The sequence below is a fragment of the Amycolatopsis sp. NPDC003731 genome (assembly GCF_053586895.1).
In genome coordinates this window covers 1-21,248 of sequence record NZ_JBSFNC010000090.1, presented here as the reverse complement: position 1 = coordinate 21,248, position 21,248 = coordinate 1, and the positions used below count along the sequence as shown (strand labels likewise).

The following is a 21,248-nucleotide window of genomic DNA, read 5'->3' as shown; positions in this document are numbered from 1 at the left end:
ATGACGACCTTGGAGCCCGCGACCGATGCGGCACAAGACAACCTGGCGGCCTTGGAGTCCGAGGCCATCCACATCTTCCGGGAGGTGGCCGGCGAGTTCGACCGTCCGGTGATCCTGTTTTCCGGCGGCAAGGATTCGACGCTGCTGCTGCACCTGGCGATCAAGGCGTTCTGGCCGGCGCCGGTGCCGTTCCCGCTGCTGCACGTGGACACCGGGCACAACTTCGACGAGGTCATCGAGTTCCGCGACCGCGTCGTCGAGCGCCACGGCCTGCGCCTGGTCGTCGCGAAGGTGCAGGACTGGATCGACGACGGGCGCCTGGAAGAGCGCGCGGACGGGATGCGCAACCCGCTGCAGACCACGCCGCTGCTCGACACGATCGCCGAGAACAAGTTCGACGCCGTCTTCGGCGGCGGCCGCCGGGACGAGGAACGGGCCCGGGCGAAGGAGCGGATCTTCAGCCTCCGCAACGCCTTCGGCCAGTGGGAACCGCGCCGGCAGCGGCCCGAGCTGTGGAACCTCTACAACGGGCGGCACCGCCCGGGCGAGCAGGTCCGCGTCTTCCCACTGTCCAACTGGACCGAGGCCGACGTCTGGAACTACATCGCCCGCGAGAAGGTCGAGCTGCCGTCGATCTACTACGCGCACCAGCGTGAGGTCTACCTGCGCGACGGGATGCTGCTGGCCGAGGGTCCGTGGGGCGGCCCGCGGCCCGGCGAAGAGGTCCGGGAGCTGACCGTCCGCTACCGGACCGTCGGCGACGGTTCGTGCACCGGCGCGATCGAATCCACCGCGGCCACCGTCGAAGAGGTGATCGCCGAGGTGTCGGCTTCGCGGCTCACCGAGCGGGGCGCGACCCGCGCCGACGACCGGATGTCCGAGGCGGCCATGGAAGACCGCAAGCGTGAGGGGTACTTCTGATGAGTTCGCTGCTGCGCCTGGCCACCGCCGGGAGCGTCGACGACGGCAAGTCCACCCTGGTGGGCCGGCTGCTGTACGACACGAAGTCGGTGCTGGCCGACCAGCTCGACGCCGTCACCCGCGCGTCCGTCGACAAGGGACTGTCCACACCGGACCTCTCGCTGCTCGTCGACGGCCTGCGCTCCGAGCGCGAGCAGGGCATCACCATCGACGTCGCGTACCGCTACTTCGCCACGCCGAAGCGGTCGTTCGTGCTGGCCGACACGCCGGGGCACGTGCAGTACACGCGCAACACGGTGACCGGCGCGTCCACCGCGCAGCTGGCCGTGCTGCTGGTCGACGCGCGCAAGGGCGTCATCGAGCAGACCCGGCGGCACGCGGCCGTGCTGGCCCTGCTGGGCGTGCCGCAGCTGGTGCTGGCGGTGAACAAGATCGACCTGGTCGGCTACGACGAGGCGACGTTCACAGTGATCGCCGAGGAGTTCGCCGAGCACGCCCTTTCGCTGGGCTACGAACGCGGGTCCGTGCTCGCCATCCCGGTGTCGGCGCTGGAAGGCGACAACGTGGCGACGCGCTCGGTGCGGACGCCGTGGTACACCGGGCCGAGCCTGCTGGAGCACCTGGAGGACGTGCCGGTCGCGCCGGACCCGCACGACTCGGCGCTGCGGTTCCCGGTGCAGTACGTGATCCGGCCGCGCACGCCGGAGTACCTCGACTACCGCGGTTACGCGGGCCAGATCGCGGCAGGCACGGTCCGGCCGGGCGACGAGATCGTCGTGCTGCCGCAAGGCATCCGCAGCCGTGTCGAACGCATCGACACCGCGGACGGGCCGCTGGCCGAGGCCGGCGCCGGGACGTCGGTGACGCTGCTGCTCACCGACGACATCGACATCTCCCGCGGCGACCTGATCGCCGCCGCGGACGCGCCGCCGCGGATCACCGACGAGATCACCGGCACGCTGTGCTGGCTGTCGTCCAAGCCGCTGAAGCCGGGCGCACGCTTGCTGGTCAAGCACGGCACCCGCACGGTGCAGGCACTGGTCGACGAGCTGCACGCGCGGTTCGACGAGCAGACCCTGTCCAGTGTGGACTCGCCGGCGTCGCTGGAGCTCAACGACATCGGCCGCGTCACGCTGCGGCTGGCCGAGGAGCTGGGCGTCGACGACTACGGCGTCAGCCCGCGCACCGGCGCGTTCCTGGTGATCGACCCGAAGGACGGCGACACCCTCGCGGCCGGCCTGGTGGGTGAGCGCTTCTCGTGACGCCGCCCCTGGTCGCCGTCGCGCACGGCAGTCGTGACCCCCGCTCGGCGGCGACCGTGCGGGCGCTCGTCGACGTCGTGCGCGCCCAGGCCCCGGGCGTGCCGGTCCACGAGTCCTTTTTGGACCTATCGGCACCGCTGGTCACGGAGGTGCTGCGGTCGCTGTACGCGGACGGGCACCGGACCGCGATCGTGGTGCCGTTGCTGCTGGGCAGCGCGTTCCACGCCCGGGTCGACCTGCCGGCGCTGATCGACTCGGTCGTCACGGACTGCCCGGGCTTCCGGGTGCAGGTCTCGGACGTGCTGGGCGCCGACCGCGCGTTGGAGGCGGTCGCCCTGGACCGGCTGGCGGCCGCGCCTCGCCGTGGAGGCACGGGAGTGCTGGTCAGCGCGGTCGGTTCGTCGAACGCTTCCGCGAACGCCGTGGTGACTTCGCTGGCCGCGCGGTGGGAAGAGCGGCTGGGTGTGCCGGTGAGCGAGGCGTTCGCTTCCGCCACCCAGCCGGACATTCCGGCGGCCGCGGCCCGGCTGCGGTCCCGCGGGGTGCGGCACCTGGTGGTGGCTTCGTGGTTCCTGGCGCCGGGCCTGCTCCCGGACCGGATCGCCCGGCTGGCCCGCGAGGCCGACCCGAAGGCGTTCATCGCGGAACCTCTGGCGGACGACCCGCGCGTCGCGGACGTCGTCGTGGCGCGGTACGCCACCGCCGTCAGCGGGCTGTTGCGGCAGTACGCGTAGCGGCTACCCGCCGAAGATCGCGTACATGTCGGCCACGGGCAGCACGGGTGAGGCGGCGGCCGCGGGTACGGGATCCGTGGCGATGTCCGCGACCAGCGGCGCCGGGAGGTCGGCGTAGGTGCAAGCGACGGCGCGCAGGCCGGAATCGCGGCTGTGCGCGAACCGGAGGAAGGCGGCCCGGGGAAAGCGGGGATGTGCGGTCAGCCGCCGGAAATCCCGGCTTTCGCCGTGCGAGAGGAACAGCTCTTCGAGCGCGGCGCCGGACACGGAATCGTGGTGTGCCGCGGTGACGCGGCGGACCACCGTCGACTCGTCGGCCATCAGGCGGTCGACGGCCGATGGCGGGAGATCCCGGCTGCCGGCCACGACCATCCGGAAGAACTCGTACGGGGAGTCGAAGTACTCCAGGCGTCCGGCGAGGGGCATCTCGCGGAGCCATCGCACCTGCCTGACGTCCGGCGACATCTGGGACAGGTAGAAGTCCACCGTCCACTGGCGGATGGGGTGCAGCGCGGGCACCTTGGCGAGCAGGGCGTCCCGGACGGGTCGGCGAGAAGCGCGTCCAGCAGATCGGGCGGCGGCGGGACGGCAGACCAGTGCAGTGCGGCGTGGCGGACGTCGCCGTCTTCGTCGGTCAGCCAGGCCCGCAGCACCTCCGGCGGCGGGTTGTGCCAGCGTTCGGCCAGAGCCTTGCGCACCTCGGTCGCGGGGTCGGCGGCGAGCCGGACGAGCACGTCCTCATCAGCGATCCGGCCGGCCGCGGCGGCGCGCACCTCGGCCGAAGGGTGTTCGGACAGGCGAAGCAGAACGCTCTGCGCTCACTGATCTCCGGCCTCGTCCGGACCACGGCGTAGGCCAGTCCGGGATCCTCGAACAGCCGGAGCGCCAGGTCTTCGGGAGTGGCGAGGTTCGAGGCCAGGCCTCGCACGGCGGCTCGGCGGCGAGTCGTGGCCATGGTCGAAGCCTACTGGCCACCGTGCGTATCCGGAACCGTCACACCACCGCCGAAAGGTGAGACAAATTCACATTTCTGTTACCGCTTGTGCATGGGAACGGTAAATCCTTGACGCCCTGCTTAACTCGCCGGTAACAATCGGGACGGCTGCGCAGCTTTCCTCCCTCCCCTCGTGAAACCGCAGGTAGGTGGATACAGATGAAAGCGCTTCACTTTTCTCGGATCGCCGCGCTGACCGCGGCCGCGGTCCTCCCCCTCGCTCTCGCCGCTCCGGCGTCGGCGGCCACCAGCGTCACCTTCGACTGCCAGGCCAACGCGCCGATCGTCGGGCCGCAGAAGGTGGCGCTGAACCAGGACGCCGACGTCAGCGCGCCCGCCACGGTCGCGCCCGGCGGCGCGTTCGACGTCGTCATCGATCCCGCTCCGAACACCGTGCCGGGCACGGTGAGCGGGAACAAGGTCAAGAACATCAACACGTTCGCGCTCAAGATCCCGATCCCGGCGAACTCGTCGTACGTCGGCGCGACGCTCGCCGGCGGGTCCGGGCTCGGCTCGACCCCGCCGGCCATCTCGGTCGCCAACGGCGTCGCCACGCTGAGCTTCCCCGGCCCGATCGCCGGCGGCGCGACGTTCGAACTGCCCACCGTCACCGCGCACCTGAAGGCGGGCCAGTCGGGCACGATCCAGACCAAGCTGGGCGGCACCAGCTACACCGACCCGGGCCTGACGTTCAAGGCGGTGGCGAGCACGATCATCGGCGACCTCACCGCGCCGACGGCCTGCTTCCCCAACCCCAGCCCGGTCTTCACCACGACGACCATCGGCTGACCGCCGGACCACCCTACGGGCGGCCGCCCGCCCGTAGGGTGGTCCCATGGGGAACTTCGAACTGGCCCAGGTCAACATCAGCCGGATGAAGGCACCGCTCGACGACGAGTCCTTCCGCGACTTCGTCGACGCGCTGGAGCCGGTCAACGCGATCGCCGACCACGCGCCCGGCTTCGTGTGGCGGCTGCAGACCGAGGACGGCGACGCCACCTCGATCCGCGCCTTCGAGTGGGACGTGCGCGGCACGTCCGGGATCCTGGTCAACATGTCCGTGTGGACGTCGGTGGAAGCGCTGGCCGGCTTCGTGTTCTCCGGCGAGCACCTGGCGATCCTCAAACGCCGCCGCGAGTGGTTCCACCGCGTCCATGACGTGATGACCGCGTTGTGGTGGGTGCCCGCCGGCCACCGGCCGACGACCGCGGACGCCGAAGCGAAGATCAAGCACCTGCGCGTCCACGGCCCGACGCCCGAGGCGTTCACGCTCAAGCAGCACTTCTCCCCAGCCGCCGCCGCCCGCGAGGGTGAGCCCGGCTGGTTGTGCCCCGCGTAACACCGGGCGGGCGAGACGGATGTGCAAGGGTGTCGGCATGGCTGACGAACTGGTGCACTACGACGTGGTGGGCGGCACCGCCACGATCACCTTGGACTCCCCGCACAACCGCAACGCGCTCTCGGCCCAGTTGCGCCGCGAACTCTCGGACTCGCTCACGAAGGCGGCCGCCGACGACGCTGTCCGCGTCATCGTGCTGACCCACACCGGGCCGGTGTTCTGCGCGGGGATGGACCTCAAGGAGGCCCGTGGCGCCGGCGCGGGCGACCAGGGCGTGAACGAGTTCCCCCGCATCCTCGAGCAGCTGTGGACCAGCCCGAAGCCGGTGGTCGCCCGGCTGGCCGGCCCCGCCCGCGCGGGCGGGATCGGCATGGTGGCGGCGTGCGACATCGCCGTGGCGGTCCCGGAAGCGACGTTCGCCTTCTCCGAAGTGCGCATCGGCGTCGTCCCGGCCATCATCTCCCTGACCGTCCTCCCGCGCCTCAACCCGCGGGCGGCGCACGAACTGTTCCTGACGGGCGACACCTTCGACGCCCGCCGCGCGGTCGAGATCGGCCTGCTGAACTCGGCGACCGATGACCTCGACGCCGAAGTGGCCCGGTTCGTGAAGTCGCTGGCAGCGGGCGGCCCGAAGGCGCTGGCCGAGACGAAGGCGCTGCTGAGCCGGCCCCGCCCGGCCACCCCATCGGACGGCTTCGAGGAGATGCTCGGCCTGTCGGCGAAGTTCTTCGCCAGTGAGGAAGGCCAGGAGGGCATCCTGGCCTTCGCCCAGAAGCGCAAGCCGAACTGGGTCCCCCAGGACTGAGCCGGGACGCTGCCGGACGCCGCTCAGGCGTCCGGCAGCACCACCGTGAGCCGCCAGGAACCGGCGCTGCGGCCGCTCGGGCCGAGCGCGCGCTGCGCGTCCGAAAGCACGCTGCGGATGGCCAGGTAGGTCTTGGGTTCGGCCTTGCGCAGCGCGTCCGAGCCCGGCCAGATCAGCACGTGCTCCCCCGGCGGCAGCCACGACAGGTCGGTCAGGCAGTCGTAGAGCGCGTCGAGGTTGTGGCCGAAGTAGTCCGGAAAGGACAGTGCTTCGGCGAACGCGGTAAGGGTGCTGGCCTTGTCGACGGTCGGCCGCGAGTTCACCAGGTGCGGGTACGCGCCCCGGGCGAAGGCCTCTTCCGCGGCGGCCTTCGCCTGCTCGCCGGCGCTCATCGGGCCGGGTCCACGACGACGAACGACGCGTAGTGGTCGCCGGTGTAGTACAGCTCGTGCGCCTGCCCGGTGATCAGCCGCCGGGCCCCGCGGTCGGGACTGCCCGGCGTCTTCACGGTGTACTCGTGGTAGTAGCCGGACTTCTTGCCGGGCAAGCGCTTCTCCCGGTTCTCGAAGACGACGTCGTCGTTGCGCGGGTAGGGGTACGGACCGCCCGCCTCGATCAGCTTCCAGGTGTCCGTGGCCTGCGGCGGCAACGCGGAAAGCGCCTTCACCGGCAGCCCGGAGTCCGCGCCCGGTACGGCGGCACCGCCCTTGGCGGGCGCGGTGCTGCTCGCGCTCGAGGGGGTGGCCGGCGACGACGATCCGCTGCCGAGGTTGTCCTTGACCAGCCAGCCCCCCAGCACCAGCACGAGGAGCCCGATCAGCGCGGCGGTGATCCGCCTTCGGTTGAACATGGTGCGCGAGCCTATGCCGAGGGGTCCGAGTCGTCGTCACGCCCCGGAGCGAGCCGGCGGGCGAACAGCCCGACCACCTTGTCGAGCACCCACGCGGCGGCCAGGCACAGCGGCACGACGACCACCATGACCAGCACGAACTGCACCGGGAACCAGGCCTGGGCGAGCCACAGCTCGACCCCGTCCCACCAGTCGGCCAGCCCGTTGAACACGGTGTGAGCCTACGCGCGCCCTGCTGCCACGGCGTGCCAGGGGCGGTACGTTGCAGGACATGTTCGCCGTGTACGCGCAGGAACCCAACGCCGACAGCCCGCTGGACTCGCTCGTCGTGGGCGAGCGCCCCGAACCCGAAGTGCCGGACGGCTGGGTCCGCGTGCACGTCAAGGCGGCCAGCCTCAACATGCACGACCTCTGGACCCTGCGCGGCGTGGGCATCAAGCCGGAGCAGTTCCCGATGATCCTCGGCTGCGACGGCGCCGGCACCCTCGACGACGGCACCGAGGTCGTCATCCACTCGGTGATCAACGCGCCGGGCTGGCAGGGCGACGACACGCTCGACCCGAAGCGCACCCTGCTCACCGAGAAGCACCAGGGCACGTTCGCCGACCAGGTCGTCGTGCCGGCCCGCAACGTCGTCCCGAAGCCCACGGCGCTCAGTTTCGCCGAGGCGTCCGTCATGGGCACGGCCTGGCTGACCGCCTACCGGATGCTCTTCGTGAAGTCCGGGCTGCGGCCGGGGCAGACCATGCTCGTGCAGGGCGCCTCCGGCGGCGTGTCGACGGCGCTGGTCCAGCTCGGCCGCGCGGCCGGGTTCCGGGTCTGGGTCACCGGCCGCACCGAGGAGAAGCGGGCCCTCGCCACCGGCCTCGGCGCGCACCAGGCGTTCGAGTCCGGCGCGCGGCTGCCCGAGCGCGTCGACGCCGTCTTCGAGACCGTCGGCAAGGCGACCTGGTCACATTCGGTCAAATCGCTCAAGCCGGGCGGCATCATCGTGGTCTCCGGCTCGACCAGCGGCCCGGACGCGCACGCCGAGCTGCAGCGCGTCTTCTTCCTCCAGCTGCGCGTCGCGGGCTCGACCATGGGCACCCGTGACGAGCTCGCGGACCTGCTCGCCTACCTCGATTTGACCGGCGTCCGGCCCCAGATCGGCGCGGAACTTTCCTTTTCCGAGGCACCCAAGGGTTTCCGGGCGATGCTCGAAGGGGACACCGCGGGCAAGATCGTCTTCACCCGCTAGACCGGCCGTGAGCTGGGCGGATCACCGGATCCGCCCAGCGGGGAACACTTTTCGGCAGCTGGTGATTTTTCGACGTATTCAGTTCGAGACCTGGTCGTTAGCACCGAAATTCCCCCAAAACCCAAGCGCGGCCAGGTAATCTGGGACACATGACCGCGACGAAGCGGCCCGCGCCGGCTGAACCGGGCGGCCGGCCCAGTGACGACGACCCGATCCGGGTCTCCTTCCGGCGCTACGCCGGCGTCCGCACCCGGGTGCTGGAGGTCGGCGAAACCGCCCCCGAGCCGGAGGCTCCGCGCCGCTCGCTGCGCCGCCGGGCCGCGGCGCCGCACGTCCGCCCCACCACCCCGCGCCTGGTGCTCCTGCACGGCTACTGCGACAGCGCCGACACCTGGCGCCCCGCCCTGGAGCAGCTCGCGGCCGCCGGGATCCCGGCGGTCGCGGTCGATCTGCCCGGGTTCGGCGACGCCCAGCCGCTACGGCCCGGCCCGATGCTGCCGCAGCTCGACGCCTTCACCACGGCCGTCGTCCGCGAGCAGGCCGTCCTCGGTCCGGTCGTGCTGGCCGGGAACTCCCTCGGCGGCACCATGAGCCTGCGCGCGGCGCAGAACAGCAGGCTGCCGATCTCCGGCGTCGTGTCCATCGCCGCGCCGGGCTTCGTCGATTCGTGGCTGATCCGGGCGGTGGCGCGCTATCCGCTGCCGCTGCGGCTGTACTCGTCCCTGCCCGTCCCGGTGCCGGGATTCCTGGTGCGCAAGGTCGCCGAGCAGGTCGTCCCGCGGCTGCTGTACGCCGATTCGGGTGCGGCGGACGCGACCCAGGTGCAGCGCTTCACCGCGCTCTTCCCGGACTACCGCGCGACCAAGAGCCGGCTGGAGGAGGCCCGGCAGCTCGTCGCGGAGCTCGCCGACGCCTACCGCCTCGACTCCGTCGAGGTCCCGCTGCTGGTCGTCGCGTGCGGCAAGGACAAGCTCGTCACCGCGGCGTCCGGTCGCCAGCTGCACACGCTCGTGCCGCACAGCAGGCTGCTGGTCCGTGAGGACTGGGGGCACTGCCCGCAGCTGGACGACCCGGTCGAGATCGCCGAACTGCTCACCTACTTCGCGGCGAGCGCGGTCCGGACCACCCAGGCCAAGCGGGCGGCCGCGACGGCGCCGAAGGCGGTCAGCGAGGGCACCGCGGCGGGCTGACGCGCTCAGGCTGTAAGCCCGCGGAGTTGGCGGTAGGTTCCGGCGAGGGTCCGTGATCCGGGCCTTCCACCGACCGTTCGGGAGACGACGATGTCCGCTCCAGAGGGCCTGGGCTCGAGCTCCGGCATCTTCCGGCGCAAGCCGATCGACCAGATCCAGGACACGACGGAAAGCGGCGGGCTGCAACGCACCCTGGGGCTGTGGCAGCTGACCGCCATCGGCATCGGCGGCATCATCGGCGCCGGGATCTTCGCCCTCGCCGGCAGCGTCGCGCACGGCGACGACGCGGCGGGCATCCCGGGAGTCGGCCCGGCCGTGCTGATCTCGTTCCTCATCGCCGGGGTCGCCAGCGCCGCGGCCGCGTTCTCCTACGCCGAGTTCGCCGGCCTGATCCCGAAGGCCGGCTCGGCCTACACCTACGGCTACGCGGTGCTCGGCGAGGTCGTCGGCTGGTTCATCGGCTGGGACCTGCTGCTGGAGTACACCGCGATCGTGTCGGTGGTGGCGATCGGCATCTCGGGCTACTTCAACTTCCTGCTCGGCCAGATCGGCCTCGACCTGCCCGCGTGGATGCTCGGCGCGCCCGGCACCGGGCCGGGGCACAAGGTCGACCTGTTCGCCGCGCTGCTGTGCCTGCTGATCGCGTTCCTGCTCAACCGCGGCATCCGCAGCGCCGCCCGGTTCGAGACGGCGATGGTCGGGATCAAGGTCCTGATCGTGCTGGTGGTCATCCTGGTCGGCTTCTTCTACGTCAAGACCGGCAACTACACGCCGTTCGCGCCCGCGGGCTTCGGCGGCGCGGTGACCGGCGCCGCAACGGTGTTCTTCGCCGTCTTCGGCTACGACGCGATGTCGACCGCGGCCGAGGAGTCCAAGGACGCGCAACGGCACATGCCGAAGGCGATCCTGTACTCGCTGGCCATCTCGATGGTGCTGTACGTGCTGGCCTGCCTGGTGCTGACCGGCATGCAGAAGTACACCGAGATCGACCCGAAGAGCGGGTTCTCGACGGCGTTCAAGTCGGTCGGCCTCGACGGGCTGGCCACGGTGATCGCGATCGGCGCGATCGTCGGCATCCTGACCGTGCTGTTCACGTTCCTGATGGGCGCCACCCGCGTCGGCTACTCGATGAGCCGCGACGGCCTCCTGCCGCCGTGGTTCGGCAAGACGAACCCGAAGCGCCAGGTGCCGAGCCGGATGACCTGGATCCTCGGCGGCGCGTCCGCGATCATCGCCGGCGTGCTGCCGATCGGCGAGGCGGCCGAGCTGACGAACATCGGCATCCTGCTCGCGTTCGTCGTCGTCTGCGTCGCGGTGATCGTGCTGCGCTACAAGCAGCCGGACCTGCCCCGGACGTTCAAGACGCCGGGCATGCCGGTGGTGCCCGCGATCGGCGTCGTGTTCTCGATCTGGCTGATCACGTTCCTGCAGCCGGCGACCTGGCTGCGGTTCGCCGTCTGGTTCGTCATCGGCCTGATCATCTACTTCCTGTACAGCCGCCGGCACTCGGTGCTGAACCGCTCCGACGGCTAGCGGATCCGGTCGAGGCGCGCGGCGGCTTCGCGCGCCTCGACCTTCAGCCGCTCGATGATCACGGCGGCCGAGGCGTCGTAGGCAAGCGGGTAGGTCTGGCCCGCCCACAGCGAGATCGCTTCGGGGTCGCCGGCCTTCGCGGACGCCTTGCGCACCGGACCCGCGAGGTGGTTGAGCTGCGGATACGCGGCCGGCGCGCCCTCGGACAGGGCGTCCATGAACTTGTTGACCAGCCCGCGCGCCGGGCGGCCGCTGAACGCGCGGGTGAAGGCCGTCTCGCGCTCGGCGAGGGCGAGGGCCTTGCGGTGCGCCTCCGACGTCCCGGCTTCGTCCGCGCGCAGGAAGACCGTGCCCAGCTGGGCGGCGATAGCCCCGGCGGCGAGCACGGCCGCGACGTCGGCGCCGTGCACCAGCCCGCCCGCGGCGATCAGCGGCAGGTCGACCCGGGCGGCGACGAGCCGCAGCAGCGCGAGCACGCCGTATTCCGCGCCGCCGCCGGGCAGGCTCGGGTCGTCGGTGAACAGGCTGCGGTGCCCGCCGGCTTCGAAGCCCTGGACGACGAGCGCGTCGGCGCCGAGGTCCGCCGCCCGCTGCGCGGACTCGGGCGTGGTCACCGTGATGACGATCCTGATACCGGCGTCCTTCAGGCGCACCACGTCCGACGGCGTGGGCGGGCCGAAGGTGAACGAAACCACGGGAACGCGCTTCTCGAGCACGACGTCCAGTTTTGCGGGGTAAGCGTCGTCGTCCCACTTCGGCTCGCCGAGCTCGACGTCGTACTCGCGGGCGAACTCCCGCAGGCGGGCTTCGTGGCCCGAGATGTCGGCGCCGGTGTCGGGCTGCGGCACGAAGAGGTTGACGCCGAACGGCCGCCCGGTCAGTTCGGCGGTGCGCTCGATCTGCGCCTTCAGCGCCGCGGGGGTGAGCATGCCGGCGGACAGGAAGCCGAAGCCACCGGCCTCGGAGACCGCGGCGACCAGCTCCGGGGTGGTGGGACCGCCGGCCATCGGCGCGGCGACGACCGGGAACGTCAGCTCGTCGAACATGCTCCCGAGCGTAGTACTCAGCCGGGCAGCAACATCGTGTAGAGCTTCGTGATCAGCCCGTCCTCGACGAGCGCGACGTCGATCCCCCGCACGACGGGCGGCTCGCCTTCCGGGCCGAGCTGCCACGCGAGGTGCCCCAGGTCGTGGTTGACCAGCACCGGGCCCGCGGGCGAGAAGACGAAGCCCGGCGACTGCTCGAGCAGGCCTTTCGCCTTCGCGTTCAGCTCTTCGCGGCCGATCGCGACCCCTTCCGGGTCGGCGAACTCGACGTCGGGTGCATAGGTCTCGGCGATCGCCTTCGCACGCCGCTCGTCGTCGCGCTCGTTGAACACCTTGAGCAGGTTGGCTTCCATGAGTTCGGCCACCGTCGCCATTCACGTCCTCCTCGAGTCCCGGCCATATTACGTGACATGTCACGTAAATGTCAGGGGTGGTCGTCCGGCCGGGGCAGGCTGCCTTTCTCGACGAGCGTGTCGTAGACGCGGTCCAGCAGGGTGGTCAGCTGCGCCTTCTCGTCGTCCCCCAGGGCGTCCAGGAACGCTTCGCGCACGAAGCCGACGTGATCCGGCGCGGCCCGCCGCAGCACCTCCCAGCCGGTTTCCGCCAGCACGACCTCGGTCACGCGGCGGTCGTCGGCGGCGGTCCCGGTCTCGACCAGCTCGCGCGCCCGCATCCGCTTCAGGTGGTGCGAAAGCCGGCTGCGCTCCCAGCCGATGCGGATCGCGAGGTCGGTGACCCGCATCCGGCCGCCGGGCTCGCTCGTCAGGGCGACCAGCACGTGGTAGTCGGCGAGCGAGATCCCGCTGTCGGCGCGCAGCTGCCGGTTCAGCTCGTACTCGAGCCGGAGGTGCACCTTCATGTAGGCGTACCAGGCGGCCGTCTCGGCGCTCGAGAGCAGCGCGAACGGCGAGCCCGGCGCGAAGTCCCGCGTCACGAAGCGAGCCTAACCACCCAGTTTGGTCTAGACCACATCGGCGGGAAATGCGACGATCCGGGCAGGTGCGACGGCGAGGTCGCATCCCTTCTGCCTGGAGGTCCCCCGGTGAAGCATCCGTTGACGCGGCGGCTCGGCCGCGCACTCGCCGTGCTGGCCCTGGTCGGCGCCGGTACGACAGCCGCACACAGCACGCCGGCCGTGGCGGCCACGCCGGCGTTGCAGTCGATCGTGCCGGTGCCGGTCTCGGTGACCCCGGCGGCCGGCGTCGCGTTCCCGCTGGTCTCGACCACTGCGATCGTCACCGAGGCGGGTTCGGCCCCCGCGCGGCAGGTCGGCGACTACCTGGCCGGCGTGCTGCGGCCGTCGACCGGCTTCGCCCTGCCGGTGTCCGACGCGCCGGCGTCCGTGCCGTCGGGCAGCATCGCGCTGCTGCTCAGCGGCGCACCCGCGTCCGTCGGCGCGCAGGGCTACCAGCTGGTATCGACGGCGTCGTCGGTCACCGTGCGGGCCACCACCGCCGACGGGCTGTTCGCCGGCGTCCAGACGTTGCGGCAGCTGCTGCCGGGCCGGGTCGAAAGCGCCTCGGCGCAGCCCGGGCCGTGGAGCATCCCGGGCGCGACGATCGTGGACTACCCGAGGTTCGCCTACCGCGGCGCGATGCTCGACGTCGCCCGCCACTTCCACCCGGTGTCGACGGTCAAGAGGTACCTCGACCAGCTGGCCCAGTACAAGATCAACCACCTGCACCTGCACCTGGCCGACGACCAGGGCTGGCGCATCCAGATCGACAGCTGGCCCCGCCTGACGACCTACGGCGGCAGCACCCAGGTCGGCGGCGGCGCGGGCGGCTACTACACGAAGGCGCAGTACACGGACATCGTGAACTACGCGGCTTCCCGCCACATCACGATCATCCCGGAGATCGACATGCCGGGACACGTGAACGCGGCCCTGGCGTCGTACGCGGAGCTGAACTGCAACGGGGTGGCGCCGGCCTTGCGCACGGACACCGCGGTCGGCTACAGCTCGCTGTGCATCTCGAAGGACATCACGTACACGTTCGTGGCGGACGTCCTGCGCGAACTGGCGGCCCTGACCCCCGGCCCGTACCTCCACATCGGCGGCGACGAAGCATCGGCGACGTCGCAGGCGGACTACCTGACGTTCATGAACAAGGTGCTCCCCCTGGTGGCGGCGACGGGCAAGTCGGTGATCGGCTGGCACGACGTCGCCAAGGCGACCCTGCCGGCTTCGGCGTCGCCGCAGTTCTGGGGGACGACGACGTCCGACTCGGGCGTCTCGACGGCGGTTTCCCGCGGCAGCAAGGTGATCCTGTCGCCGGCGAACAAGGCGTACCTGGACATGAAGTACAACAGCTCGTCACCGATCGGCCTGTCGTGGGCGGGCTACATCGAGGTCCAGGACGCCTACAACTGGAACCCGGGAGCGTACCTGTCGGGCGTGGGCGAGTCGGCGGTCCGCGGCGTGGAGTCACCACTGTGGACGGAGACGGTGGTCAAGCCGGCGGACATCGACTACCTGGCGTTCCCGCGCCTGGCGGCGCACGCGGAGCTCGGCTGGTCCCCGTGGTCGACGCACGACTGGACGGCCTTCCGCACCCGGCTGGGCGCACAGGCGCCGCGGTGGGTGGCGCAGGGCATCGGCTTCTACCGGTCATCGCAGGTCGCGTGGGACACGGGCGGGACGACGAACCCGGGCACGTGCACGGACCCGGCGTGGAGCGCCACGCAGGTGTACACGGGCGGCAACGTGGTGTCCCACAACGGCCACAAGTGGACGGCGCAGTGGTGGACGCAGGGCGAGGAGCCGGGAACGACGGGCCAGTGGGGAGTGTGGACCGACAACGGCACCTGCTGAGGTGAGCGGCCGGGGCGTGGCACGGTCGACGGGTGAGTAGGACGCCCGCACGGCCACGCCCCGGAGCAACCGGAGCTGTCCGGCTCCCGCGCCGAGCAGGTCGCCGCGGACAACGCCGCGCACCAGCGGCGGCTGGCCGGGGACGCGCGAAACGGCGCATCACCGAGCTCTACACCAAGGCGGCCGACCAGGAAGCCGTGTTCCGCGATGAGGCGTTGTTCGGCGGCGCTGTCTCCCTCGCTGCGGCGACCTTCGAGCGGGACGTCGGGCTCGACCAGGTCCAGGTGGTGGACGGCGATGCGGGCCACGTCTGGCCTCCGGACGCTAAGTTGGGGCCATGAGCGCTGATCTGGAGCAGGTTCGCACGCTGTCGCTGCAGGAGCACGGCCTCGCCACCGTCGCCACGACGCGGGCGGACGGCACCGTGCACGCCTCCGTCGTCAATGCCGGGGTCTTCGACGATCCGGTGACCGGTGCCCCGGGTGTCGCGTACGTCGCCGTCGGGAGGGCGCACAAGCTCGCCTTGCTGCGGCGGGCCGGGCACGCCACCGTCACCTTCCGGCGCGGCTGGAACTGGCTGTCGGTCACCGGCGCCACCCACCTCATCGGACCCGACGACCCCGACCCGGCGTTCGACCCGGCCGGCCTGCCGCAGCTGCTGCGCGACGTCTTCATCGCCGCCACCGGAACCCACGACGACTGGGCCGAGTACGACCGCGTGATGGCCGAAGAGCGGCGGGTCGCGGTGTTCATCCGGGCAGACCGGATAATCGGCAATCCCTGACCCGTCCGGCCCCAGGAGTCGTCCCGTTGTCCGAGTCCCCGCCCCGCGTCAGCACGCCGGTCAAGATCCTGGTCGGCTTGCTCATCGTCGCCGACGCCGGATTCGGCGCGGCGCTCGCCACCGGGCTGGTGCGCGGCGTCTCGCCGTGGCTGATCGGCGCCGCCTACGCGGCGAGCGTGCTGGTGGCTGTCGTCGCCTACCGCGTTTCGCGAGCGCGGGACCTGAAGCGTGGCTTCGAGGGCCTGCGCGACCTCACGATCGGCGACGAGGGCATCCGCCTGCCGGCGGGCACCCTCAGCACCCGCTTGGTGCCGTGGCCGGAGATAGCGGAGGTGACGGCCCGCCGCTCAGCCCGCTTCGGCGACGGCTACCTGCGCGACGCCCTGTGGGTGGACCTGGTGACCGGAGGAGGTGTCGAGAGCTCGGTGCAGCGCTACGCGCCCCGCGGCAAGCTCGAGCCGGCACCGCCGCAGCGAAGGCAGTTCGAGCAGACGGCGATCCTCCCGCCGGCCCTGTTCGACGCGGTCATCGAGCGGCTCCGGAAGGAACTGCGCCACCGGCAGCTGGACGCCCAGCTCCGCGGTACACCGCGCTTCCGGCCGCACTGAGCGGAGGCGCCACCCGCGAAGCCTGCCACGCCGCCGGGGCAGGCCCGGCCACTCGAGCAGACCGGCCACCCCGGCAAGCCAGCCACCCCGGTCGGCCGACTGCCTCGACAGGCCCGGCCGTCCCAGCAGGCCGGCCGCCTCAGCGAGCCCGGACGCCCGGGGCAGACCCAGCCGCACGAGTGACCGGCGCCCCGGCAAACCCGCCCGTCCGCGCAGACCCAGCCGCCTCAGCAAGCCAGTTGGCCCGCCAAACCCGAGCCCCCCAGCAAACCGGCCACCCTGGGCAAACACAGCCACCCCGGCAACCCAGGCAGGCCGAGCCACACCAACCGGCCAGCCGCCCAGTAGACCGGCTACCCCGGCGAACCCGCCCACCGGGGCAGGCCCAACCGCACCGGCAGGCCGGCCAACCCGGCCACCCGGCAGGCCCAGCACCAGCAGGCCAGCCGCACCGGCAACCCGCCCGCCCCGCCGCGGCCGGGGTCAGCCGAGGCGGCCCAGCAGGTCCCGTGGGACGATCCGGACCCGGAACGGCCGCTCGAGCTCGATCACCTCGTCGCCCGCCGCCTTGGCCGCCTGGTGGTAGCAGCCGTCCGCGTCCAGCTCGAACACCGTCAGCGCGGGTTCCTGGGGGTCGATCACCCAATAGCTGGCCGTCCCGAGCCGTTCGTAGACCGCCTTCTTGGTGTTGAGGTCGTGGATCGCCGTGCTGGGCGACAGCACTTCGACCGCCAGCAGCGGTGGCGCCGGGAGGTCCAGCTCGGTGAAGTCCTCGCCCCGGCCGACCAGGACGTCCGGCTGGAGCTCGATCCGGTCGCCCGAGTGAACCGCGAACGGTGCTCCGACCACTTCGCAATCAGGCGGGCACGCAGCTTCCAGTACGCCATAGAGCCCGTACGCGATCTTCTGGTGTCTCAGACCCGGCGCGGGGCTCACGACGAGCACCCCGTCGATGAGTTCGTGGCGTCGGCCATCGTCCGGCATCCCCTCGAGGTCCTGCACCGTCAGGGGGCCCGAATCGGCGGGATGCTCGATGTCTGCCATGACCGTCATGGTGCTCTCCTTTCGCTCTTCGCACCAGAGGACACCAGAGAGCACCGACAGAAACCGCATCGAACGCGGGTTCGGCGCCCATATTCACTCGGTGGCGTGAATATGGGCGCCGCTGTCACATCAACAGAACAGCTACTTCTTCTTGCCGGAGTCCTCAGTGGACAGTGCGGCGACGAAGGCTTCCTGCGGAACCTCGACCCGGCCGACGGTCTTCATCCGCTTCTTGCCTTCCTTCTGCTTCTCCAGCAGCTTCCGCTTCCGCGAGATGTCACCGCCGTAGCACTTGGCCAGGACGTCCTTGCGGATCGCGCGAATCGTCTCGCGGGCGATGATCCGGGAGCCGACGGCCGCCTGGATCGGGACCTCGAACTGCTGACGCGGGATCAGCTCGCGCAGCCGCGTCGCCATCCGGTTGCCGTAGCCGTAGGCCGCGTCCTTGTGCACGATCGCCGAGAACGCGTCCACGGTTTCGCCCTGCAGCAGGATATCCACCTTGACCAGATCCGAAATCTGCTCGCCGGCCTCTTCGTAATCGAGAGACGCGTAGCCGCGCGTACGCGACTTCAGCGTGTCGAAGAAGTCGAAGATGATTTCCGCCAGCGGAATGTTGTAGCGCAGCTCGACGCGGTCCTCGGACAGGTAGTCCATGCCGAGCAGCGAGCCCCGCTTCGTCTGGCACAGTTCCATGATCGTGCCGACGAACTCCGACGGCGCCAGGATGCTCACCTTCGACACGGGCTCGTGCACTTCGGCGATCTTCAGCCCGCTCGGCCAGTCGGACGGGTTCGTCACGACGACCTCGCTGCGGTCTTCGAGGACCACGCGGTAGATGACGTTCGGCGCCGTCGAGATCAGGTCGAGGCCGAATTCGCGCTCGAGCCGGTCGCGGGTGATCTCCAGGTGCAGCAGGCCGAGGAAGCCGCAGCGGAAGCCGAAGCCCAGCGCCACCGACGTCTCCGGCTCGTAGTCGAGCGCGGCGTCGTTCAGCTGGAGCTTGTCCAGCGCCTCGCGCAGCTCGGGGTAGTCGGAACCGTCCACCGGGTACAGCCCGGAGTAGACCATCGGCTTCGGTTCGCGGTAGCCCGCCAGCGCCTCCTTGGCGCCGTGGCGCTCGGAGGTCACGGTGTCGCCGACCTTCGACTGCCGGACGTCCTTCACACCGGTGATCAGGTAGCCGACCTCGCCGACGCCGAGGCCTTTGCTCGGCTTCGGCTCCGGCGAAATGATCCCGACCTCGAGGAGCTCGTGCGTGGCGCCGGTCGACATCATCCGGATCCGCTCGCGCGGGGTGATCTTGCCGTCGACGACGCGGATGTAGGTGACGACGCCGCGGTAGGTGTCGTAGACCGAGTCGAAGATCATCGCGCGGGCGGGCGCGTCGGCGTCGCCCTGCGGCGCCGGGACCTGCTTCACGACCTCGTCGAGCAGCTCGCCGACGCCCATGCCGGTCTTGGCCGAGACCCGCAGCACGTCCTCCGGCTCGCAGCCGATGATGTGGGCGAGCTCACCCGCGTACTTGTCGGGGTCGGCCGAGGGCAGGTCGATCTTGTTGAGCACCGGGATGATCTGGAGGTTGTTCTCCAGCGCCAGGTACAGGTTGGCCAGCGTCTGGGCCTCGATCCCCTGCGCCGCGTCGACCAGCAGGATCGCGCCTTCGCACGCCTCCAGGGCCCGGGAAACCTCGTAGGTGAAGTCCACGTGGCCGGGCGTGTCGATCATGTGCAGGACGTGGTCCTGGCCGTCGACCTTCCAGGGCAGCCGGACGTTCTGCGCCTTGATCGTGATGCCGCGCTCGCGCTCGATGTCCATCCGGTCGAGGTACTGGGCCCGCATGGCGCGCTCTTCGACGACGCCGGTGAGCTGCAGCATGCGGTCGGCCAGGGTCGACTTGCCGTGGTCGATGTGCGCGATGATGCAGAAGTTCCGGATCAGCTCCGGCGGCGTGAAGGTGGTGTCGGCGAACGTCGTCACTCGAATGAGTCCTCGGAAAGTCGGGGATGGCCACCTCTATGTTCCCATGGCCCTCCGGGTGCGGGTGGGGGTCATCCCCGATGCGGGGTTCCGCGATCCGTGGTGCCCTCGAAGTATGAGCACTCCGCACCAGCCGGCACCCCCTCCCCAGCCGGAGACCAGCGGGTTCGCCCGCGTCCTCGACCGGACGTTCGGTCACCCCTCCGGCGCGCTCGGCCGCCTCGGCGGCTGGGTCATGGCCCGCGGCAACGCCGCGACCGAACACCGCGTCGTCGACCTCGCGAAGATCGAGCCGGACGAGACCGTCCTGGTCGTCGGCCCCGGCCCCGGCGTCGGCCTGGAAGCCGCCGCGCGCCTGGCCGGGCGCGCCGTCGGCGTCGACCCCTCCCTCGAGATGCTCACGCTGTGCCAAGAGCGCTGCGGAGACCGCGCCGAGCTGCGCGAAGGGTCGGCGGCGCACACCGGCGAGCCCGACGGGTCCGTCGACGTCGTCCTGAGCGTGAACAACGTCATGCTGTGGGAAGACCGCGCGGCCGGGTTCGCCGAGTTGTTCCGGGTGCTGCGCTCGGGCGGGCGGCTGCTGCTGTCCGCGCACGAGAAGTGGCTGCCCGTGACCAGGCACGTCCTGGCCGACGAAGCCGCCGCCGCGGGCTTCGCCGACCTGCAGACCTGGACCTGGGAGCCGCCGGGGTTCGCCGCGCTCGCCGCCCAGCTGCGCGCGGTCAAGCCCGCCTAGCGGGTGTCCGTGCGGATCGGGTGACCCTCGGGCACCTCGACCAGCACGATGCGCGTGCCGTCCGGATCGGCGATCCAGGCCTCGTCGAGGCCCCACGGCTCGCGCCGGGCGTCGCGCACCGGTTCCAGGCCCTTCGCCGCGAGGTCGGCCAGGGTGCCGGCGAGGTCCCGGACCTGCAGCCAGAGCACCAGATCGGGTGACGCGCCCGCCTCGCCCGCGCCGGAGACCTCCAGGGAGCCGTGGCCGAGGAAGAACACGGTGCCGCCCGGGAACTCCCGCTCCACGGCCAGGCCGAGGGTGTCGCGGTAGAACGCCGTGGAAGCGGCGGCGTCCCGCGGGCGGATCAGCAGCCGGCTCTTCAGGATCTCCATCCGACCATCCCTACCGGACGGGTTCAGGCGGCCGCAATCGCCGCGATGCCGAACAGCACGATCACCGAGCCGGCCAGCCGCCGCACGGCGTCCCGCTCGCCCAGGACCAGCCACGCGGCGAGGCCGCCGAGCACGATGCTCAGCTCGCGGGCGGGCGCGACCAGGCTGACCGGCGCCATCGTCAGGGCGAACAGCACGAGGATGTAGGCGACCGGCGACAGCAGCCCGACGAGCAGCACCTCCCGGCGGTGCTCCCGCCAGACGCGGCCGACCTCGGCGCGCCCGGCCAGCGCGCCGGGCACGAGCATGACGCTCTGCAGGACCGAGCCGAGGCCGAAGTAGACGACCGGTGGCACGCCGAGGCCGGTCACCGAGTGCGCGTCCCAGAGCGTGTAGCCGGCGATGACGGCGCCGGTCAGCAGGCCGTAGAAGATCCCCGCTTTGACCGCCCGCGGGTCACCCGCCTTGCGGCCGGTGCTGATCACCAGGACGCCGGCGATCACCAGGAACGCCCCGAGCAGGCCGAGCGGACCGGGCCGTTCGCCGAGTACGAGGACGGCGGCCAGCACCGACAGCAGCGGCCCGGTGCCCCGCGCGACGGGGTAGACGACGGACAGGTCCCCGACGCGGTACCCGCGTTGCAGCACGATGCCGTAGGCGATGTGCAGCACGGAGGTGACGACGGCGGCGAGCAGCCAGCTCCACTGTGGACGGTCGACTTCGACGACGAGCTGGACGACCGTGATCGGCAGCAGCGCGACGGCGCCGACGGTGTAGTAGAGCCAGACGAACTGGGTGCCACCGGAAGAAATCCGCTTGGCGGCGAGGTTCCAGGCGGCGTGCACGACGGCCGCGACGAGGACGAGGGACAAGGCGGTGGCGTTCATCGGACCCCTTCGGGGGTTGGGGGGGGGGGGTGCGGGGGGGGGGAGGGGGGTGGGCCGGGCGTTTTATGAGCGGGCCTGCGGGGCCCCCGGGTGGGGGGCGCGGACCAGGCCC

At 71.2% G+C, this 21,248-nt stretch carries 25 protein-coding genes; 14 read left to right on the top strand and 11 right to left on the bottom strand.

Features of this window, described 5'->3' with window-relative positions:
- The 3 genes from cysD to ACWDN5_RS30420 are packed head-to-tail and all read left to right on the top strand — an operon-like array spanning position 1 to position 2,917.
- The gene (gene cysD / locus ACWDN5_RS30430; RefSeq protein ID WP_310972388.1) at positions 1–921 is read left to right on the top strand and encodes a sulfate adenylyltransferase subunit CysD; all 921 of its coding nucleotides are present in this window, start codon (positions 1–3) and stop codon (positions 919–921) included.
- Positions 921–2,183, top strand: coding sequence for a sulfate adenylyltransferase subunit 1 (locus tag ACWDN5_RS30425; RefSeq protein WP_449678701.1), 1,263 nt, complete (start codon positions 921–923; stop codon positions 2,181–2,183). Before cysD ends, ACWDN5_RS30425 begins: the two co-directional genes overlap by 1 nt.
- Positions 2,180–2,917 carry a sirohydrochlorin chelatase gene (locus ACWDN5_RS30420; RefSeq protein WP_449678700.1) on the top strand — a complete coding sequence of 246 codons (738 nt, stop codon included), beginning with the start codon at positions 2,180–2,182 and terminating at the stop codon, positions 2,915–2,917. The genes ACWDN5_RS30425 and ACWDN5_RS30420 overlap by 4 nt, the downstream gene beginning before the upstream one ends.
- Positions 2,918–2,920: 3 nt before the next feature.
- On the opposite strand, the gene ACWDN5_RS30415 is transcribed toward ACWDN5_RS30420, so the two are convergent.
- Complete coding sequence (locus ACWDN5_RS30415) at positions 2,921–3,436, bottom strand: hypothetical protein (protein WP_449678699.1); 516 nt, start codon at positions 3,434–3,436, stop codon at positions 2,921–2,923.
- Between the two features lie 89 nt (positions 3,437–3,525).
- On the opposite strand from ACWDN5_RS30415, the gene ACWDN5_RS30410 reads away from it, so the two are divergent.
- From ACWDN5_RS30410 to ACWDN5_RS30395, 4 genes are all read left to right on the top strand, one after another.
- Positions 3,526–3,771: a hypothetical protein gene (locus ACWDN5_RS30410; protein ID WP_449678698.1), complete on the top strand. Its 246-nt coding sequence runs from the start codon at positions 3,526–3,528 to the stop codon at positions 3,769–3,771.
- Between the two features lie 299 nt (positions 3,772–4,070).
- Complete coding sequence (locus tag ACWDN5_RS30405; protein WP_310972382.1) at positions 4,071–4,700, top strand: cyclase; 630 nt, start codon at positions 4,071–4,073, stop codon at positions 4,698–4,700.
- Positions 4,701–4,746: 46 nt separating this feature from the next.
- Entirely contained in the window at positions 4,747–5,250 is a 504-nt protein-coding gene (locus tag ACWDN5_RS30400) for a DUF3291 domain-containing protein (protein ID WP_449678697.1), read from the top strand.
- A 37-nt stretch (positions 5,251–5,287) separates the two neighbouring features.
- Entirely contained in the window at positions 5,288–6,055 is a 768-nt protein-coding gene (locus ACWDN5_RS30395) for an enoyl-CoA hydratase family protein (protein WP_310972381.1), read from the top strand.
- Between the two features lie 23 nt (positions 6,056–6,078).
- Here the strand turns inward: ACWDN5_RS30395 and ACWDN5_RS30390 are convergent, their stop codons facing one another.
- Genes ACWDN5_RS30390 through ACWDN5_RS30380 form a run of 3 tightly spaced genes read right to left on the bottom strand, consistent with a single transcriptional unit; the run spans position 6,079 to position 7,117 of the window.
- Complete coding sequence (locus ACWDN5_RS30390; RefSeq protein ID WP_449678696.1) at positions 6,079–6,447, bottom strand: barstar family protein; 369 nt, start codon at positions 6,445–6,447, stop codon at positions 6,079–6,081.
- Positions 6,444–6,905 (bottom strand): ribonuclease domain-containing protein, encoded by a 462-nt coding sequence (locus ACWDN5_RS30385; RefSeq protein ID WP_310972379.1) that lies wholly within the window; start codon positions 6,903–6,905, stop codon positions 6,444–6,446. Before ACWDN5_RS30385 ends, ACWDN5_RS30390 begins: the two co-directional genes overlap by 4 nt.
- A gap of 11 nt (positions 6,906–6,916) precedes the next feature.
- Positions 6,917–7,117, bottom strand: a complete 201-nt coding sequence (locus ACWDN5_RS30380) for a hypothetical protein (RefSeq protein ID WP_310972378.1) — start codon at positions 7,115–7,117, stop codon at positions 6,917–6,919.
- 59 nt (positions 7,118–7,176) lie between these two features.
- On the opposite strand from ACWDN5_RS30380, the gene ACWDN5_RS30375 reads away from it, so the two are divergent.
- From ACWDN5_RS30375 to ACWDN5_RS30365, 3 genes are all read left to right on the top strand, one after another.
- The gene (locus tag ACWDN5_RS30375; protein WP_310972376.1) at positions 7,177–8,142 is read left to right on the top strand and encodes a quinone oxidoreductase family protein; all 966 of its coding nucleotides are present in this window, start codon (positions 7,177–7,179) and stop codon (positions 8,140–8,142) included.
- A gap of 149 nt (positions 8,143–8,291) precedes the next feature.
- Positions 8,292–9,332 (top strand): alpha/beta hydrolase, encoded by a 1,041-nt coding sequence (locus ACWDN5_RS30370; RefSeq protein ID WP_310972375.1) that lies wholly within the window; start codon positions 8,292–8,294, stop codon positions 9,330–9,332.
- A 90-nt stretch (positions 9,333–9,422) separates the two neighbouring features.
- Positions 9,423–10,865 (top strand): amino acid permease, encoded by a 1,443-nt coding sequence (locus ACWDN5_RS30365; protein ID WP_310972374.1) that lies wholly within the window; start codon positions 9,423–9,425, stop codon positions 10,863–10,865.
- Here ACWDN5_RS30365 and ACWDN5_RS30360 read toward each other — a convergent pair.
- Genes ACWDN5_RS30360 through ACWDN5_RS30350 form a run of 3 tightly spaced genes read right to left on the bottom strand, consistent with a single transcriptional unit; the run spans position 10,862 to position 12,845 of the window.
- Complete coding sequence (locus tag ACWDN5_RS30360; RefSeq protein WP_449678695.1) at positions 10,862–11,911, bottom strand: NAD(P)H-dependent flavin oxidoreductase; 1,050 nt, start codon at positions 11,909–11,911, stop codon at positions 10,862–10,864. The genes ACWDN5_RS30365 and ACWDN5_RS30360 overlap by 4 nt on opposite strands.
- Positions 11,912–11,928: 17 nt before the next feature.
- A complete protein-coding gene (locus ACWDN5_RS30355; RefSeq protein ID WP_449678694.1) occupies positions 11,929–12,285 on the bottom strand; it encodes a nuclear transport factor 2 family protein in 357 nt (118 codons plus the stop codon).
- 50 nt (positions 12,286–12,335) lie between these two features.
- Positions 12,336–12,845, bottom strand: coding sequence for a MarR family winged helix-turn-helix transcriptional regulator (locus tag ACWDN5_RS30350; protein ID WP_310972369.1), 510 nt, complete (start codon positions 12,843–12,845; stop codon positions 12,336–12,338).
- Between the two features lie 108 nt (positions 12,846–12,953).
- On the opposite strand from ACWDN5_RS30350, the gene ACWDN5_RS30345 reads away from it, so the two are divergent.
- From ACWDN5_RS30345 to ACWDN5_RS30335, 3 genes are all read left to right on the top strand, one after another.
- Complete coding sequence (locus ACWDN5_RS30345) at positions 12,954–14,726, top strand: family 20 glycosylhydrolase (RefSeq protein WP_449678693.1); 1,773 nt, start codon at positions 12,954–12,956, stop codon at positions 14,724–14,726.
- Positions 14,727–15,063: 337 nt separating this feature from the next.
- Entirely contained in the window at positions 15,064–15,510 is a 447-nt protein-coding gene (locus tag ACWDN5_RS30340; protein WP_449678692.1) for a pyridoxamine 5'-phosphate oxidase, read from the top strand.
- Positions 15,511–15,536: 26 nt separating this feature from the next.
- The gene (locus tag ACWDN5_RS30335) at positions 15,537–16,118 is read left to right on the top strand and encodes a hypothetical protein (protein ID WP_449678691.1); all 582 of its coding nucleotides are present in this window, start codon (positions 15,537–15,539) and stop codon (positions 16,116–16,118) included.
- A 483-nt stretch (positions 16,119–16,601) separates the two neighbouring features.
- On the opposite strand, the gene ACWDN5_RS30330 is transcribed toward ACWDN5_RS30335, so the two are convergent.
- Positions 16,602–17,171, bottom strand: a complete 570-nt coding sequence (locus ACWDN5_RS30330) for a Uma2 family endonuclease (protein ID WP_310972365.1) — start codon at positions 17,169–17,171, stop codon at positions 16,602–16,604.
- Between the two features lie 132 nt (positions 17,172–17,303).
- Complete coding sequence (gene lepA, locus ACWDN5_RS30325) at positions 17,304–19,142, bottom strand: translation elongation factor 4 (RefSeq protein ID WP_449678690.1); 1,839 nt, start codon at positions 19,140–19,142, stop codon at positions 17,304–17,306.
- Between the two features lie 115 nt (positions 19,143–19,257).
- Between lepA and ACWDN5_RS30320 the strand changes: the two genes are divergently transcribed.
- A complete protein-coding gene (locus ACWDN5_RS30320) occupies positions 19,258–19,878 on the top strand; it encodes a class I SAM-dependent methyltransferase (RefSeq protein ID WP_449678689.1) in 621 nt (206 codons plus the stop codon).
- Here ACWDN5_RS30320 and ACWDN5_RS30315 read toward each other — a convergent pair.
- A complete protein-coding gene (locus ACWDN5_RS30315; protein WP_310972360.1) occupies positions 19,875–20,249 on the bottom strand; it encodes a VOC family protein in 375 nt (124 codons plus the stop codon). The two genes, ACWDN5_RS30320 and ACWDN5_RS30315, sit on opposite strands and share 4 nt — an antisense overlap.
- A gap of 23 nt (positions 20,250–20,272) precedes the next feature.
- On the bottom strand, positions 20,273–21,136 hold the full coding sequence (locus ACWDN5_RS30310; protein ID WP_449678688.1) for a DMT family transporter: 864 nt from the start codon (positions 21,134–21,136) through the stop codon (positions 20,273–20,275).
- Positions 21,137–21,248 lie beyond the last annotated feature (112 nt).